14 protein-coding genes are annotated in these 15,617 nt (G+C 72.0%); 4 read left to right on the top strand and 10 right to left on the bottom strand.

Features of this window, described 5'->3' with window-relative positions; translation table 11 throughout:
* Positions 1 to 226 precede the first annotated feature (226 nt).
* The 3 genes from O7617_RS14395 to O7617_RS14385 all read right to left on the bottom strand — a co-directional run bounded on the left by O7617_RS14395 (position 227) and on the right by O7617_RS14385 (position 4,104).
* The gene (locus O7617_RS14395; RefSeq protein ID WP_282264108.1) at positions 227 to 1,894 is read right to left on the bottom strand and encodes a fumarate hydratase; all 1,668 of its coding nucleotides are present in this window, start codon (positions 1,892 to 1,894) and stop codon (positions 227 to 229) included.
* 191 nt (positions 1,895 to 2,085) lie between these two features.
* On the bottom strand, positions 2,086 to 3,495 hold the full coding sequence (locus O7617_RS14390) for a PQQ-binding-like beta-propeller repeat protein (protein ID WP_282264737.1): 1,410 nt from the start codon (positions 3,493 to 3,495) through the stop codon (positions 2,086 to 2,088).
* 105 nt (positions 3,496 to 3,600) lie between these two features.
* Entirely contained in the window at positions 3,601 to 4,104 is a 504-nt protein-coding gene (locus tag O7617_RS14385; protein ID WP_282264107.1) for an Lrp/AsnC family transcriptional regulator, read from the bottom strand.
* Between the two features lie 139 nt (positions 4,105 to 4,243).
* Here O7617_RS14385 and hppD point away from each other — a divergent pair, with 139 nt between their 5' ends.
* The 4 genes from hppD to hisC are packed head-to-tail and all read left to right on the top strand — an operon-like array spanning position 4,244 to position 8,427.
* Positions 4,244 to 5,449, top strand: a complete 1,206-nt coding sequence (hppD, locus tag O7617_RS14380; RefSeq protein WP_282264106.1) for a 4-hydroxyphenylpyruvate dioxygenase — start codon at positions 4,244 to 4,246, stop codon at positions 5,447 to 5,449.
* A gap of 11 nt (positions 5,450 to 5,460) precedes the next feature.
* Entirely contained in the window at positions 5,461 to 6,171 is a 711-nt protein-coding gene (locus O7617_RS14375) for an RDD family protein (protein WP_282264105.1), read from the top strand.
* A 46-nt stretch (positions 6,172 to 6,217) separates the two neighbouring features.
* Positions 6,218 to 7,327, top strand: a complete 1,110-nt coding sequence (locus O7617_RS14370; RefSeq protein WP_282264103.1) for an RDD family protein — start codon at positions 6,218 to 6,220, stop codon at positions 7,325 to 7,327.
* Entirely contained in the window at positions 7,324 to 8,427 is a 1,104-nt protein-coding gene (gene hisC / locus O7617_RS14365) for a histidinol-phosphate transaminase (RefSeq protein ID WP_282264102.1), read from the top strand. The genes O7617_RS14370 and hisC overlap by 4 nt, the downstream gene beginning before the upstream one ends.
* 69 nt (positions 8,428 to 8,496) lie before the next feature.
* Here hisC and O7617_RS14360 read toward each other — a convergent pair whose 3' ends face one another.
* The 7 genes from O7617_RS14360 to O7617_RS14330 form a co-directional block, all read right to left on the bottom strand.
* On the bottom strand, positions 8,497 to 9,486 hold the full coding sequence (locus tag O7617_RS14360; RefSeq protein ID WP_282264100.1) for a hypothetical protein: 990 nt from the start codon (positions 9,484 to 9,486) through the stop codon (positions 8,497 to 8,499).
* Between the two features lie 22 nt (positions 9,487 to 9,508).
* Entirely contained in the window at positions 9,509 to 10,063 is a 555-nt protein-coding gene (locus tag O7617_RS14355) for a hypothetical protein (RefSeq protein ID WP_282264099.1), read from the bottom strand.
* Positions 10,064 to 10,175: 112 nt separating this feature from the next.
* Entirely contained in the window at positions 10,176 to 12,671 is a 2,496-nt protein-coding gene (locus O7617_RS14350; protein ID WP_282264098.1) for an Ig-like domain-containing protein, read from the bottom strand.
* A 76-nt stretch (positions 12,672 to 12,747) separates the two neighbouring features.
* Positions 12,748 to 13,131, bottom strand: a complete 384-nt coding sequence (locus tag O7617_RS14345; RefSeq protein ID WP_282264096.1) for an LPXTG cell wall anchor domain-containing protein — start codon at positions 13,129 to 13,131, stop codon at positions 12,748 to 12,750.
* Between the two features lie 88 nt (positions 13,132 to 13,219).
* On the bottom strand, positions 13,220 to 14,482 hold the full coding sequence (locus tag O7617_RS14340) for a PQQ-binding-like beta-propeller repeat protein (protein ID WP_282264093.1): 1,263 nt from the start codon (positions 14,480 to 14,482) through the stop codon (positions 13,220 to 13,222).
* A gap of 257 nt (positions 14,483 to 14,739) precedes the next feature.
* A complete protein-coding gene (locus O7617_RS14335; RefSeq protein ID WP_282264092.1) occupies positions 14,740 to 15,222 on the bottom strand; it encodes an SRPBCC family protein in 483 nt (160 codons plus the stop codon).
* Between the two features lie 144 nt (positions 15,223 to 15,366).
* Positions 15,367 to 15,576: a DUF397 domain-containing protein gene (locus O7617_RS14330; RefSeq protein WP_088987326.1), complete on the bottom strand. Its 210-nt coding sequence runs from the start codon at positions 15,574 to 15,576 to the stop codon at positions 15,367 to 15,369.
* Positions 15,577 to 15,617 lie beyond the last annotated feature (41 nt).

The following is a 15,617-nucleotide window of genomic DNA, read 5'->3' as shown; positions in this document are numbered from 1 at the left end:
CAGAGTAGTCCGGCGGTGACTGATCGCTTCGAGCAGGCGAGAGTGATCTGAGAGTGGATCGACAGTGGCGCTCAGCAGACTCGCTGTGTGTTGCTGGTGACGGCATCCGACGGGGGCGGTGCGCCCGTTCCCACCCCAGCGGGGCGGGCGTACCGATGTCGGTAGAGCACGGACGGCAGAGGGGCGCCGGGCGAGTTCGTCCGGCGCCCCTTCGCGTACGTGTCGGTCAGCGGCGGCCGATGGTGAGCACCGGTTTGGTGACCTCGGCGAAGAAGTCGTTGCCCTTGTCGTCGACCACGATGAAGGCCGGGAAGTCCTCCACCTCGATCTTCCAGACCGCCTCCATGCCCAGCTCCGGGTATTCGAGGACCTCGACGTGCTTGATGCAGTCCTGGGCGAGGCGGGCGGCGGGGCCGCCGATCGAGCCGAGGTAGAAGCCGCCGTGCTGCTGGCAGGAACGGGTCACCTGACCGGAGCGGTTGCCCTTGGCCAGCATCACCTGGGAGCCCCCGGCGGCTTGGAACTTCTCCACGTAGGCGTCCATCCGACCGGCGGTGGTCGGGCCGAAGGAGCCGGACGCGTACCCCTCGGGGGTCTTCGCCGGGCCGGCGTAGTAGACCGCGTGGTCGCGCAGGTACTGCGGCATCGGCTCACCGGCGTCCAACCGCTCGGCGATCTTGGCGTGGGCGATGTCCCGGGCGACCACGAGCGGGCCGGACAGCGACAGCCGGGTCTTCACCGGGTACTTGGACAGCTCGGCGCGGATCTCGCCCATCGGCCGGTTCAGGTCCACCCGGACGACCATCTCGGCGTCGAGCGAGTCGTCGGTGACCTCGGGCAGGAACCGCGCCGGGTCGGTTTCGAGGCGCTCCAGCCACACGCCCGACGGGGTGATCTTGGCGACCGCCTGCCGGTCCGCCGAACAGGAGACGGCGATCGCGACCGGGCAGGACGCGCCGTGCCGGGGCAACCGGACCACCCGTACGTCGTGGCAGAAGTACCTGCCGCCGAACTGCGCGCCGATGCCGAAGTTGCGGGTCAGCTCCAGCACCTCCGCCTCCAGCTCCAGGTCCCGGAAGCCGTGCGCGCTCATCGAGCCGGAGGTGGGCAGCGCGTCGAGGTACTTGGCGCTGGCGTACTTCGCGGTCTTCAACGCGTACTCGGCTGAGGTGCCGCCGATGACGATGGCCAGGTGGTACGGCGGGCAGGCAGCGGTGCCGATGAGCCGCAGCTTCTCCTCCAGGAACTGCATCATCCGTGTCGGGTTGAGCAGCGCCTTGGTCTCCTGGTAGAGGTACGACTTGTTGGCCGAGCCACCACCCTTGGCCATGAACAGGAACTTGTACGCGTCCGGGTGCCCGTCCGGGTCCTCGGCGTACAGCTCCACCTGCGCCGGCAGGTTGCTGCCGGTGTTCCGCTCGTCCCACATGGTGAGCGGGGCGAGTTGGGAGTAACGCAGGTTGAGCTTGGTGTACGCCTGGTAGACGCCCCGGGAGATCGCTTCCGCGTCGCCCCCGTCGGTCAGCACGTGCCGGCCGCGCTTGCCCATCACGATCGCGGTGCCGGTGTCCTGGCACATCGGCAACACGCCACCGGCGGCGATGTTGGCGTTGCGCAGCAGGTCCAACGCGACGAACCGGTCGTTCGGCGAGGCCGCCGGGTCGTCGATGATCGCCTGGAGCTGGGCCAGGTGCGCGGGGCGCAGGAAGTGCGCGATGTCGTGCATCGCCTCGGCGGTCAGCGCGGTGAGCGCGGCCGGCTCCACGGTGAGGAACCGGCGGCCTCCCGGGCCGTGTACGACGTCCACACCCTCGTCGGTGACCAGGCGATAGTCCGTCTGGTCCGGGCCGGTCGGCAGCAGAGGGGCGTACGAGAATGCGGCGGCACTGCTCATGAGCGGCAAGCCTAGGGCAGACCGGTCGATCACTCCCACCCGCCGGGCGCGTCCTGGGACGCCGCTCTCATCCGCCGCGCGTCGAACGCCCGACCGTCGTGCCGACGAGCAGGTGAACCCCGCCCAGCCGTCGTGCCGACGAGCAGGTGAACTCCGCCCAGCCGTCGTGCCGACGAGCAGGTGAACCGTGCTCAGCCGTCCTTGCCACCTTCCGGCCCCGGGCACAGCTCACCCTTCGGCCCGCAGTCGCCGTTGTTCGGCCCGCCGGGACCGGTGCCACCCGGGGCGGGATTCCCACCGTTGCCGGGAGGTCGGGTGGGCGAGCCCCCGGCCGCGCCGAAGCGGACGTACCCGATCTCCCGCCCCTCACCGACGATCATGCCCTGTGACCCGACGGCGAGGGCGTTCGCCGAGGTGCGCAGGGCGGCCAGCTCCCGGCCGCTGCGCGGGTCCACGGCGACCAGGCGGGACGGCTTCTCGTCGGCGACCACCGCCGCGTACGGGGTGAGCGCGGCACCGGCCTTGCCACTGGCCGGGCGGGTCCAGAGCACCTTGTCGGTGCCCAGCTCACGGGCGACCACCGAGCGCTTGTCGGCGGCCCGGAACACCGCCACCCGGTCGTCCACCGCGATCAACTTGGTGCCCGCTTCGCCGACCCAGAGCAGCCTCCCGTCGTACCCGTCGATGACCGCCTCGCGGCCGTCCGGGCCCACCCCGATCAGTACGTTCCGGGCGCCCTGCGGGTCCTCCCGCTGCACGCAGCCGGCGGAGTCGGCGGTACGCAGGTTGACCCCGGCCCGCTGCCAGGCCTCCTGCCCGGTCGCCGGGTCCCGGGCGGAGATGGCGAAGTAACAGGCGCCGTCCTGGGAGCGGGCCGCGATCCGCAGCATCCGGCCGCCCACCACCGACAGCCGCTCGTCCCGGGCGGGCTCGACGTTCTGCAACACCCGGCCGGTGGCGGTGTCGACCACGTGCACCCGCCCGTCCACCGGGAAGCCGAGCAGCGGTGGCGCGGTCTCCGCCCCGGCCACCCCGTCGTCGATCCGGGTCGCGGTGAGTCGACGGGTGCCGCGCAGGCCCGGGTTGTCGGCCAGTAGGCCGCTGTGCACACCGGGCAGGAAGGCCGTCCAGAGTGGTGCGGTCCCGCGCGGATCCCAGGCACTGAGGGTGCAGTCGGTGGCATCGGTGCAGCGGGCGTCGAGGAGCAGATTCCGGTACGTCCAGACGGCCACCGCGTCGTCGTCGCGTCGCCGGGTCGCGCCGGTGGTCGGGTCGAGCAGCTCGTACCCCTTGACCAGGAGCTTGCCCACGGCGACGACCGCGTCCCGGTCGCCGCCGGCCACCGCCGACCAGTCCGCCTTGCGCTCCCAGAGCTGCGCGCCGGTGGCCAGGCTGCGGGCCTCGACCCGGGTGCGCTGCTCGACCACGACGGCGTCGCCGGCGATCGTCACACTGCGCGGAGTCCCACCCACCCGCTGCTGCCACACCACGTCGGGCTCGGAGATGGGTTCGCTGCGGTCCACCCATTCCCATAGACCGGGGAAGGGGTTCCACACGCCGGTCGCGGCGAGGGCGACGACCACGGCGACGCCGAGCAGCAGCCCACCGCGCACGCTCCCCTTCGCCACCCGCACACCGTAGCCACGATCGCGGATCTTCCGTACGCCCGCGCCGCCGTGTCGCCACGCTTTCTGGGCTCGGAGGTGTTACAGCGCCTTTCCCTCGGCCCGGACGGCGCTGCGTACCAGCGGCAGCGTGCGGTACGGGATCTGCTCCGCCAACGCGATGATCGTCGACGCCCGGGTGATGCCGGCGGACGACACGATCTGGTCGATGACCCGTTGCAGGTCGGTGTTGGAGCGGGCCACGATCCGGCAGAGCAGGTCGCTGGAGCCGGTGATGGTGTGCGCCTCCAGCACCTCGGGGATGGCCGCCAGGTGGGCGGTGACCGGGTCGTGGCCGTGCCGCTGGCTGATCTCCAGGGTGACGAAGCTGGTCACCCCGAACCCGATCGCGGCCGGTGCGATCTCCGGGCCGAAACCCTCGATGACCCGCCGCTCCACCAGTTTGTCCAGCCGGGCCTGCACGGTGCCCCGGGCCACCCCGAGCCGCCGGGAGCACTCCAACACCCCGATCCGCGGCTCCTCGGCGAGCAGTTCGATCAAGCGCACGTCGAGCGCGTCGAGCTGTACATTCTGCTCACCATTCATGGGTCCAGACCATACCGAATGCGCAACCTGACCAGCACTTCCGTCGACAGTTGCCCACTCGGCGCCGGGCCAGCGATCCTCGCCACAAGAACCGACAACGGCGGCCCACGAGGCCGGCCGGTACGCGAGGGAGCCCACCATGACCCAGGCGATCGACCGACCCCAGTCGACCGAGGACGTCGACGTCGACCGGCTCGTCGGCGCTGTCGACCACGACATCAGCCACGACCCGTTCCCGGTCCGGGGTCTCGACCACGTGCACTTCCTGGTCGGCAACGCCAAGCAGGCCGCCCACTACTACTCCACCGCCTTCGGCATGACCTGCGTGGCGTACCGCGGCCCCGAGCAGGGCTACCGGGACCACGCCCAGTACGTGCTGACCAGCGGCTCGGCCCGCTTCGTGCTGACCGGCGCGGTGCGCCCGGACGCCGACGGCACCGAGCACGTGGCGAAGCACAGCGACGGGGTCAGCGACATCGCGCTGGAGGTCCCGGACGTGGACGCCGCGTACGCGCACGCCATCGCCCAGGGCGCCGCCAGCGTCGTCGAGCCCCACGAGGTGACCGACGAGCACGGCACCGTCCGGATGGCCGCCATCGCCGCGTACGGCGACACCCGGCACACCCTGGTCGACCGGTCCCGCTACACCGGCCCGTTCCTGCCCGGCTTCGTGGCCCGCGGTCCGATCGTGGACCGGCAGCCGATGATCGCCGCCGGCATCCAGCCGAAGCGCTTCTTCCAGGCCGTCGACCACGTGGTCGGCAACGTGGAGCTGGGCCGGATGGACGAGTGGGTCGAGTTCTACAAGCGGGTGATGGGCTTCTCCAACATGGCGGAGTTCGTCGGCGACGACATCGCCACCGACTACTCGGCACTGATGAGCAAGGTCGTGGCGAACGGCACCCGCAAGGTGAAGTTCCCGCTCAACGAGCCGGCCGTCGCCCGCAAGAAGTCCCAGATCGACGAGTACCTGGAGTTCTACCAGGGCCCGGGCGCCCAGCACATCGCCGTCGCCACCAACGACATCCTGGCCAGCGTCGACGCGATGCGCGCCGCGGGGGTGGAGTTCCTGGACACCCCGGACTCGTACTACGACGACCCGGAGCTGCGCGAGCGCATCGGCAAGGTGCGGGTGCCGATCGAGGAGCTGAAGGCCCGCAAGATCCTGGTCGACCGGGACGAGGACGGCTACCTGCTGCAGATCTTCACCAAGCCGGTGCAGGACCGCCCGACCGTCTTCTTCGAGCTGATCGAACGGCACGGTTCGCTGGGCTTCGGCAAGGGCAACTTCAAGGCGCTGTTCCAGGCGATCGAGCGTGAGCAGGAAGCCCGCGGCAACCTGTAACACTTGCGAGCGTGACGCAGCCTCCGTCGTACCCGACGCCGCCGGCCGGTGGGCCTCAGCCCGCCGCCGGCGGCGTCGTGCCGCCGCCCGGACCACACCCCCAGGGGTACGCCGCGCCGCCGCAGTACGCCCCACCCGGGTACGCCCCACCGCAGTGGTACGCCGGACCACCCGGCCCGCCACCACCTCCGCCGCTGAGCCCGAGCGGACAGCCACTGGCCGGCTTCGGTGACCGGTTACTGGCCTGGCTGATCGACACGGCGTTGGCGACCGCCGTCCTGCTGGTGCTGTTCATGCCGGTCTTCATCGTCCTGTGGTGGCGGATGTTCACCGAGCTGCACCAGACCAACCCGGACGGCACCCTGGTGGAGCCCGACCCGCGTACCTTCTTCCTGGAGTTCCTCCTGCCGATCCTGCTGCTCCAGCTCGCGCTGTTCGTGCTGATGCTCGGGCTCTACTGGCTCTATCACGTGGAATACCTCAAGCGTGGCGGTCAGACCCTCGGCAAGAAGGTCATGAAGCTGCGCGTGGTGCCGCTCGACCCGACCCAGACCCTGGACCGGCGGATGGCCGGCCGACGGTGGTTGGTGCAGCACCTGGCGGGCTCGCTGGTCCCGGGATGCAGCTACGCCGACGGGCTGTGGCAGCTCTGGGACAAGCCGTGGCAGCAGTGCCTCCACGACAAGTTCGCCGGAACCGTCGTCGTTAAGGTGTCCACGTGAGCGAGCGCAGCGAGCGAACCAGCAGGCAGCGAAGCGGAGCGACGGCGTGAGTGTGCAACCCGGCTGGTACGTCGACCCCGCCGACACCGAGACCCGGCGCTATTGGGACGGCGAGGGTTGGCTCGGCGCGCCCATCCCCGTCGACGCCACTCCGCCGGACGGTCCACCGCCGGTCGAGCCGCCGCCCCCGCCGGTCAGCCCGGCCGCGTCCCCGACCTCCGGCCCGCCCACCCCCGGCCCCGAAGCCGTCGGGCCGGGCTGGCCGCCACACCAGGCCCCACCGCCCGGGTACGGCCCACAGTCGGGGTACCACCCGCCACCGGGACAGGGCCCGGGCTGGGGACCGCCACCGGGGCAGGGCCCGGGATACAACCCGCCACCGGGGCAGGGCCCAGGCTGGGGACCGCCGCCCGGACAGGGCCCGGGATACGGCCCGCCACCGGGGCAGGGCCCGGGCTGGGGACCGCAGTCCGGTCCACCCGGTTGGGGTCCGCAGGGCGTGCCGCCCGGCTGGATGCCGCCCGCCGGTCACCCCGGTTGGCCCGGACGACCGCCCGAGCCGAGGCCGCACGGTCACCGGCTGGCCGGTTACGGTCGCCGACTCACCGCCCGGCTGATCGACTTCGGCCTGATCATCGCACTGAACGTGCTGGCCAACGGCTGGTTCGTCTGGCGCTGGGCGCAGGAGTGGGCGCCGTACTGGCAGGAGTTCTTCCGGCGCGTCGCAAGCCGCGACAGGTCCGCCGAGGGCATGCCGGTCCCCGGCGAGCAGGCGGGATCGCTGCTCGTGGTGATCCTGCTGATCGCTACCGCGCTGTGGCTGGCGTACGAGGTGCCCGCCATGGCGGCCGGTGGGCAGACCTTCGGCAAGCGGGTGATGCGGATCCGAGCGGTGCCGATGACCGCCGATGAGCCGCTGGGCTTCGGCCGGGCACTGAGCCGGTGGAGCACGCTGGGCCTGCCGACGCTGCTCTGGTACTGCGCCGGGATCGGCCTGGTGCTGCAACTGATCGATGCCCTCTCCCCCCTCTTCGACCATCCGCTGCGCCAGGCGCTGCACGACAAGCGCGCGCAGACGGTGGTCGTCGAAGTTCCCTACCGCCCCGGTCCCGCCCCCTCGGACGACCGCAACCAGCCCCCGGGAGAAACCCCATGACCGACTCCGGACGTCACCAGCCGGCTCTGCGGCTGACCCGCGCCGACCTGGACGCGTTGCCCAACTACGTGCCCGGCCGTAGCCCCGCCGACCTGGCCCGGGAGTTGGGCCTGCCGGAGGCCATCAAGCTGGCCAGCAACGAGGTGCCCTACGGGCCGCTGCCCGGCGTGGTGGAGGCGGTCACCGAGGCGATCACCGCCTCGCACCGCTACCCGGACATGGGCGTGGTCGCGCTGCGCGACGCGTTGGCCGAGCGGTACGGCGTGGACGCCGACCGGATCGCCACCGGCTGCGGGTCGGTGGCGCTCGCCGAGCACCTGGTCCGGGCGACCTGCCTCCCCGGGGACGAGGTGCTCTACTCGTGGCGCTCCTTCGAGGCGTACCCGATCATCGCGGCGACCAGCGGCGCGACGAGCGTGCGGGTGCCCAACGACGCCGGGCACGGGCACGACCTGGCGGCGATGGCCGCGGCCGTGACCGACCGGACCCGGGTGATCCTGGTCTGCAACCCGAACAACCCCACCGGCACTGCCGTACGGCGGGCGGAGCTGGACGCGTTCCTCAACGCGGTGCCGGACGACGTGCTGGTGGTGATCGACGAGGCGTACCGGGAGTTCGTCACCGACGCGGAGGTGCCGGACGGGCTCGACTACCTGGACCGGCCCAACGTCGCGGTGCTGCGCACGCTGTCCAAGGCGTGGGGGCTCGCGGGGCTGCGGATCGGTTGGCTGGTCGCCCAGCCGGCGGTGGCTGCCGCCATCCGCAAGGTGGCCACCCCGTTCTCCACCAGCACCGCCGCCCAGGCCGGGGCACTCGCCGCGTTGACCCAGGCCGCCGAGATGGAGCGCCGGTGCGCCCTGGTCATCGCCGAGCGGGACCGGGTCACCGAGGCGCTGCGCAAGTTCCAGCCCGACGTGCCGACGAGCCAGGCCAACTTCGTCTGGTTGCCGCTGGCCGACCGGTCGGTGGATTTCGGTAAGGCGTGCGAGGCGCGCGGCGTGATCGTGCGGCCGTTCGCCGGTGACGGCGTCCGGGTCACCATCGGCACTCCGGCGGAGAACGACGCGTTCCTGGCTGCTGCGGAGGCGGCGCTGGCCTGACTGTCCGGCCCGGTCCGCCGCGTCGGGCGGACCGGGTGGGACGGCAGGTGGGCCGTTCAGCCCTGCGGCTCAGCTCAGCCGGGCGGCTCGCAGCGGCGTCTGCCGGCGGCGGCGCACCACGAGCAGCAGGCCGGCGAGGAGTACCAGGCCGACGGCGAGTGAACCGCCCACGAGCATCGACAGGTCGTCCAGTCCGAAGGTGCTGGCCGGCTCGCCCGGGTCGGGGAAGGTGATCGTGGCGCTCGCGGTCTCCTTGACCAGCCCACTGGTCAGGGTGAGGTCCGCACGCCACGGCCCGTTGGGCAGTTTCGGGGGCAGTGCGACGGTGACCGACCCGGATTGCGCCGGGCCCAGGGTGGTCCCGTCGACCACCTCGAACGGGCCTGCCCGGACGCCCGCCGGTCCCTCGGCCAACGAGAGCACGCCGGTCAGGTCCAGCGCCCGGCCACCGGTGTTACGCACGGCGACGGCAAGGGTGGCCTGCCCGTCGGCGGCCCTACCGGCGGTGAAGTCGCCGATGGTGAAGCTGGACGGCGGCTCCCCGCCCGCCCCGACGTCGAGGTAGACCCGGATGCCCACCCGGTGCACCTGGGTGACGTTGCCGCCCTCCTTGGGCTCCGAGGTGACCGCCGCCCAGATCACCGCGTACCGCTCGCCGGCCGACGCCTTCTCCGGCACCCGGATCGTCGCGGTCAACTCCGACTCGTCACCCGGTCCGAGGGTGACGGTGGAGCGGTCCAGCGACGTCCAGGAGGACAGCTCGTTGGCGCTACGGCCCTCACCGAATCGGAACTGTCCGCCGTCGATTGTGGCCGATGCCGGGTACAGCTCCAGGCGGTACCGGTTGTCGGAGCGGTTGGTCACCTTGATCTGGCGGCTGATCGCGCTGCCGGGGGCGAGGTGGTCGATGATGTAGGTGTGGGCGCGTGGGTCGGCCCGCCGGTCGATCGGTGCTTCGAGCAGCTGGATGCCGAGCCTGTCCCGTTCCGGATCGGGCGCGGCCGCCCCGGCGGGTGCCGGGGCAGCCGGGGCGGCGAGCAGCGCGGCCAGCGCCGCCACCGCCAGACGAAGCCCGAACCGGTCAGGCCACCGAATGTGTCACCGTCCCGGTGTAGAGGCCGACAATGGCCGACGCGGGAATGTTGACGTTCAGTGTCGGCGACCAGGCGACGCTGTTGATGCCGGTGCCGCCGGTGTGGGTGAAGGCGACGATCGGGTTGACGGTGTCCAGCGGCTCGGCGTTGGCCGAGGTCGGCTGGCCGGGCGTGAAGGTGCCGTTGCCCTCCTGCTCCGCGCCTGGGCCGGACCAGTAGTCGACCTGGCTGGCCAGGATCCGCTCGTCGGGGCTGCCGCCGCCGGTCTCGAAGTGGGTCGAGGTGACCGTGGCCGTCCACGAAGCGTCCGGAGCGCCGCGCTGGTCGGTCACCCGGACGGTGCCGATCGAGCCGCTGAGGACGGTGCCGGGCAGGCCACTGCCGAGGCTGGCCGTCTCGGGGGCGGTGATGTCGAGGCCGGCGCCGACCACGTTGAACGTGACGACGGTGCTGTCGGTGGGCGCGGCGACCGCGGGGGTGGTCAGCGCGAGGCCCGCCCCGACGGCTGCGGCGGCGCAGGCCACCATACGAAGAGAGCGCATAGACTTCCTCACTTCCAGTTGGGTATCGCCGGGTCGGCGGCGGCCACGTCAGCCACATGCCCATTTTATGGGCTTCTGTCCGTATTGCTATTGGTTGGGTCTTTTGTACCCATTAGGCGACCGAGTGCACGATCGTCGCCTGGTACGCGCCGCTGACCAGCGACGGATCCAATGCCACGGTGAGGCTCGGACTCCACATCACCTCGTTCGGGCCGGTGCCCCCGGTCCACCGTGCGGCGATCTGCGAGGTGTCCAGAGCCGCGCCGGGCTGCGGCAGGAAGGTCCCGGTGCCGATGGTCTGCACCGCGGGGCCTGAGGAGTACGTCACCGAGGCGCCCGGCACCACCACCCCACCGCCGCCGCCCGTGAAGCTGGTGATCGAGACCGTCGCCGTCCAACCACCGGACTGCGCGCCGCGATCATCGGTGACCACGACCGGACCGAGCACCCCGTTGACCGTCGGGGCACCCACCCGAACCGTGGGCAGCGCCGCGGTCTCCGGTGCGCTGATCGAGAGGCCGGAACCCGCCGCCGGGCTGACCGCCACCGTGACCCGCCCCGTCGCCCGGCCGTCACCCGGGTCGCGGACCGTGTACTCGAAGGTGTCCTCGCCGGTGAAGCCCGCCCCCGCGGTGTACGTGCATCGCACGGAGTCGCACACGAAGCTGCCGTGGCCCGTGGCTCCGGTCGCCGGCACCACGGAGAGCGGGTCGCCGTCCACATCGGTGTCGTTGGCCAGCACCTCCACCGCGACCGGCGCCGTGCCCGCCGTGGCCGCACGATCGGCCACCGCCACCGGCGGGTCGTTGACGGCGGTGACGGTGATGGTGCCGGCCGCCGAGGCGGACCGCCCGGACGGGTCGGAGACGGTGTAGCTGAAGCCCACCGATCCGGTGACGTTCGGCGCCGGAGTGTAGGTGCAGGCGCCGGAGGACGCACAGGTCAACGTCCCCTGCGCGGACGGCGTCGGCGTGACGGTGAAGGCGACCTCGTCCCCGTCCGGTTCCACCACGTAGTCGCGCAGGGTGAAGGTGAGTGCGGTGTCCTCGGCCGTGCCGACCTGGACCGCCTGCGCCTGAGGGCTGTCGTTGATGTCGGTCCGGGTGGGATCCCCGACCCCGGCCGCCGCCGGGTCGTCGGTGAGCTCCGTGTAGATGGTGTTCGACGTCGGTGACCCGTAGCTGATGCTCGCCTGGTTGGCCACTGTCACACCCGGTGCCGGCGAGTCCACGACCCGGACGCGGAAACGCACCGTGTTCACCGCGCCCGTGACCAACGTGCCGCCCGCCGCGGCCGTCGCCCCGGTGCCGAGGTTCGCCAGCACCCGGTTGCTGGCCGCTACATAGCCGGCCTGGTCGTCTCCGGCCGCGTCGGTACGGCTGACGCCGTTGACAATCAACGACCCCGGCACATACGTGGTGGCCGCCGGGATGGCGTCGGCGAGTTGCACAGTGGTGGCGTTCTCGTTGCCGCTCGAGGTGACCGAGACCGTGTACTCGAGTTGGTCGCCGGGCTCGACGCGACTCCCGCCGCCCACCCGGCTGACCGCCTTCGTGGCGATGACGTCCGGTTCCAGGATGTCGATCGCGGTGAAGAGCGCCATCGGCTCGTACGACTCACCACCGGTGCTGAACGCCACGGTGGCGGAGGTCTGGGCGTTGCCGATCGAGCCGGCCGGCGCTGCGACGTAGTCGATGTCGAAGCCGAGCTGGTTGACGTAGTTCGGGTTCTTCGCGGTCACCCGGGAGCCGAGCCGCGTGATCGAGCTGTTGAAGAAGTTGGTGGCCGGGTTCAGGGCGTCGTTCAACGCGACACCGTTGAACGAGATCCCGTCCCCGGTCAGTCCGGCGTCCCCCTCCGAGGCGATCGCCCCGATGCGCGCCGTCACAGCGCCCGAGCTGGGGGTCCGGAAGCCGGAGACGGTGGTGGTCACCCGGGCGTCGGCCGCGGCGGCGCTGATCTCGGCGTACCCGTCGAAGACCGCCAGGTTGCGAAGCGGCTGGGCGGGGTCGCGGATCGCGGCGACCAGGGCCCACCCGCCGCGCGCGTTGGCGCCCAACGTGGTGGTCAGGCCGCCGACCGTGTAGGTGCCGCTGCCGGTGACCAATGCGGTCACCTCGGCGAACGCCGAGTACGCGACCCCACCGTTGGTGGCCACCTTGCCGGTGCTGACCTGCCCCTGGAGGGTGGTGTACGACCGACCGGGAGGAGCGAGCCGGATGCTCGCGCGTCCGGTGTCACCGCTCGCGGCGCTGCCCATCCACCAGAGACCGGCCCAGAGCACTGTCGCTCCGGTGGGCACGGTCAGTGCGGCACTGCTGGAGTTGGTCGTCGCGGCGACGCTGTCCACGTCCACGTAGCGGGCGGTGAAGTCGTTGTTGTTGGCAGTGGTGCCGGTCTGCGCGGTGGCACAGGGGCCGGCCGGCGTCGAGCAGGTCACCAGGGTGTTGCCGGCGAAGACGACGTCCCCGCGCTCACTCTCCTGGAAGCGCGGGGTGAACGTCCGGACCAGCGCCGCCGACGCGGGCTGTGCGGGCAGGGCCACCAGACCGCCGAGTAGCACGAGCAGGGCGGCGACCGTGGCCACCGTTCGTCGGGGAAACCGCATTGAGGCCCAGCCCTTCAGTCTGCTGTCCGCCGTCTAGCAGTCTGAAGGACGTATCGTGCTTTTTGTCCGTTTTGCTCTAACCGGCCGATCGGCGTCGCCGCAGCAGCACGCCGCCGATTACGAGCGCCGCTCCCAGCAGGAGCAGGACGAGGAGCGACGGCCCCGCCCCGGTGACCGGCAGTTCACCACCGTGGTGCGGCGAGCGGGTCGGCGGCTGCGGCCGGGCTGTCTCGGTGGGGTGCGCCGACGGGGTGGGCGGCTGCGTGGGAGGGGCCGTGGTCGGCGCCGGGCGCACCTCGAAGACGACTCCGGTGCCGGCGGTCGGCGCAGCCGCCCTGCTCGACGACTGGCCGACGGCACTCGGGGCACCCGGCACGAGGAGGGCAGCCGCGAGGACGACGAACGCGACCAGGATCAGCTTGCCGGCGACCGGGATCGCGGAAAGTCGTCGGTACGGCATGCCTGTTACCCCCGAATCACACACAGTGATGTTGAGGGGACCATACCGCCGAACATGAACCAGAACCGTGATTGCCGGCGCCCCCGCCTCAGCTCACCGCCAGGATCACCGGTTCGGACGACAGGAAGTACCGCTGGTCGTCGGCATCCGACGCGACCGGCCGCCGGAGTCGTTCCATCGCCACGTACCCATCTGTGGCGGCCACCGCCCCCGGCACCCAGCCGGTGCCGTCCGAGCCGACGTTCAGCTGGAAGCGGGACAGTTGCGCACCGGTCTCCGGGTTCAGTGTCACCAGGTCGTTCTCCTCGGTCAGCAGGTGCACCCGACCGGGCTGAACGGCGAGCACCCGGGCCGCCGGGCCGAGACCGTCGAACCGCCACAGCTCCGTGCCCGTCCGCGCCGAGCGGCCCACCGCAACCCCGTCGAGCACGACGACGGCCTGCTCGCCGGCGAGCACGGCACCGGCCTGGTCCAAGGTGGGGGCAGCGACCGGCGTGCCGCCGGCCAGCAACCAGCCCCGGCCGCCCGCGTCGCCAGGACCGGCGGTCCGCAGGGCCAGGCAGCCCGACTGGCCGGTACGGCAGCCGAGCGGCGTCACCACCAAGTCGTCGGAGGAGCCGCCCGGCGGTCGCCACCGCTCGCGCACCGCTCCGGTAGCCGCGTCCCGGAACTCGATGCTGGCCGGCCCGGCGCACCTGTCCAGAGCGATCACCTGACCGGAGGCGCTGGTCCCGACGTCGCTACGACAACTGCCCGGCAGGTCGACCCGCCACAGTTCCCGACCGTCGCTCAGCTCGACACCGCGCGCCTGGGCGTCCCCGCTGACCACCAGCACCGTCCGGCCGCCCGGAAGATCGGCGAGTCGGAGGCCGCGCGGCTCCCAGACGGTGGCCGCCCAGGTACGGCGCACCACAGCGGAACTCGGGGCGGGCTTCGGACCGTCGGCTCGCCAGAGCACCCCGCCGGTCCGGGCGTCTAGTGCGACCAGTCGGCCGTCGGACCACCGGCTGACCACCGTACTGCCGCTGGCCACGATGCCGGTCAACTCCGCCGGCCAACGCCGGTAGGACCAGTACGGGCTGGTCCGGTACCGCCCGTCGACCGGCCGGTCGGCGTAGACCTGACGGTGTGCGGCGTACACCCGCAGCCGCTCGTCCACGATCAACGGGGCGACCGGAAGCCGGCCGATCACTCCGGCGGGCGGTCGGGCGGGGGCCGGGTAGTCGCCTCTCGCCGGCGTGCTCACCTCTGCCGGCGCGAGCACCCGGTGCACGATGACCGCGACGGCAGCGGTCGCGAGCAGCGCCGCGACCACCACCACGAGCCGTCGCCGACCCCTCGGGAACCCCATGCCGCACCTCCGCCCGGCACCCTACCCAGCGGAACCGGCCGCACCGTGCTCAGGTCACGGCGACGACGGTAGCGCTCGGTGCGGCTCGGGCCGGTCGACGGCCAGTGCGGCTCGGGCCGGTCGACGGCCAGTGCGGCTCGGACCAGTCGACGGCCAGTGCGGCTCGGACCAGTCGACGGCCAGTGCGGCTCGGGCCGGTCGACGGCCAGTGCGGCTCGGACCAGTCGGCGTTCGGTGCGCTGCGCACCGGTCGGCGGTCAGGCGGCTTCGAGTGAGGTGCCGACGCTCGCCGCCGCGGCCAGGTCGGCGAGATCGCGCCGCAGCGCCACCTCGACCGCCCGCGCGGCGAGGCCACCGAGCAACAGCGCCACCACCCGGCCGTACGGATCGGTCGGCACCGCCTCCTGAGCGACGGTGATCGCCGTGCAGCCCCGGCGGCGACGGCGGACCGGACGCAGGGTCCAGGTGATCCGGTAGTCGACGCCGGCACCGGAGGAGACCAGCACCAGCCGCTGCGGAGCGAGTGCCTCCACCACCAGGAACTCCTCGCTGAGGGCACCGCCGTCGGGTTGGGCGCGCTCCTCGCGCCAGGCGGTGCCCGGGCCGAACGGCCCCGGGGTGAGCACCTCGATCGGGCCGGTCGCGCTCAGCCGGGCCGCACGGCCGGGCAGGTCGGTCAGCAGACGCCAGACATCGACAGCGTGCGCCTCGATGATTCTGGTAACCGCCACCGTCGACATGCCACCCTCCCGTGTCCCCGACGGTACGCGGAGTGAGGGCCGGACGGGGCCCCCGGGACGGAATTCCCACCACCCGGAGGCCACTTCGTCCGATTGGACGACTGCTCGGCACCGGGCGTCGTCGACCGGTGCCGAGGCTTTCGGTCAGCGCTCGAAGCGACCAGCCCGAATCGCGCCGATGAAGGCTGTCCACCCCGGCGGGCTGACCGCGAGTGTGGGGCCGGCCTGGTCCTTGGAGTCGCGGACCGCTACCAGACCGTGGACGTCGACCAGGTTGTCCGCCACCTCCACGCAGAGCCCCTGGTCGTTGGAACGGCTACTGGTACGCCAGATCGCGCCCGCAAGATCGTGCATCGTCGTTACCTCCGTGTGCGATGAATGCCCCACCGCAGCCG

It is taken from the genome of Micromonospora sp. WMMD1155 (assembly GCF_029581275.1).
In the GTDB taxonomy this organism is placed as follows: domain Bacteria; phylum Actinomycetota; class Actinomycetes; order Mycobacteriales; family Micromonosporaceae; genus Micromonospora.
The sequence above is the reverse complement of the archived record's forward strand: the minus strand, read 5'-3'. Positions and strand labels throughout refer to the sequence as shown.

Bases quoted from the DNA above. Each gene is read 5' to 3' on its own strand.
- O7617_RS14385 (WP_282264107.1), bottom strand. From the start codon at position 4,104: ATGAATGGTGAGCAGAATGTACAGCTCGACGCGCTCGACGTGCGCTTG.
- O7617_RS14345 (WP_282264096.1), bottom strand. From the start codon at position 13,131: ATGCCGTACCGACGACTTTCCGCGATCCCGGTCGCCGGCAAGCTGATC.
- O7617_RS14335 (WP_282264092.1), bottom strand. From the start codon at position 15,222: ATGTCGACGGTGGCGGTTACCAGAATCATCGAGGCGCACGCTGTCGAT.
- O7617_RS14340 (WP_282264093.1), bottom strand. From the start codon at position 14,482: ATGGGGTTCCCGAGGGGTCGGCGACGGCTCGTGGTGGTGGTCGCGGCG.
- O7617_RS14395 (WP_282264108.1), bottom strand. From the start codon at position 1,894: ATGAGCAGTGCCGCCGCATTCTCGTACGCCCCTCTGCTGCCGACCGGC.
- O7617_RS14330 (WP_088987326.1), bottom strand. From the start codon at position 15,576: ATGCACGATCTTGCGGGCGCGATCTGGCGTACCAGTAGCCGTTCCAAC.
- hppD (WP_282264106.1), top strand. From the start codon at position 4,244: ATGACCCAGGCGATCGACCGACCCCAGTCGACCGAGGACGTCGACGTC.
- hisC (WP_282264102.1), top strand. From the start codon at position 7,324: ATGACCGACTCCGGACGTCACCAGCCGGCTCTGCGGCTGACCCGCGCC.
- O7617_RS14355 (WP_282264099.1), bottom strand. From the start codon at position 10,063: ATGCGCTCTCTTCGTATGGTGGCCTGCGCCGCCGCAGCCGTCGGGGCG.
- O7617_RS14350 (WP_282264098.1), bottom strand. From the start codon at position 12,671: ATGCGGTTTCCCCGACGAACGGTGGCCACGGTCGCCGCCCTGCTCGTG.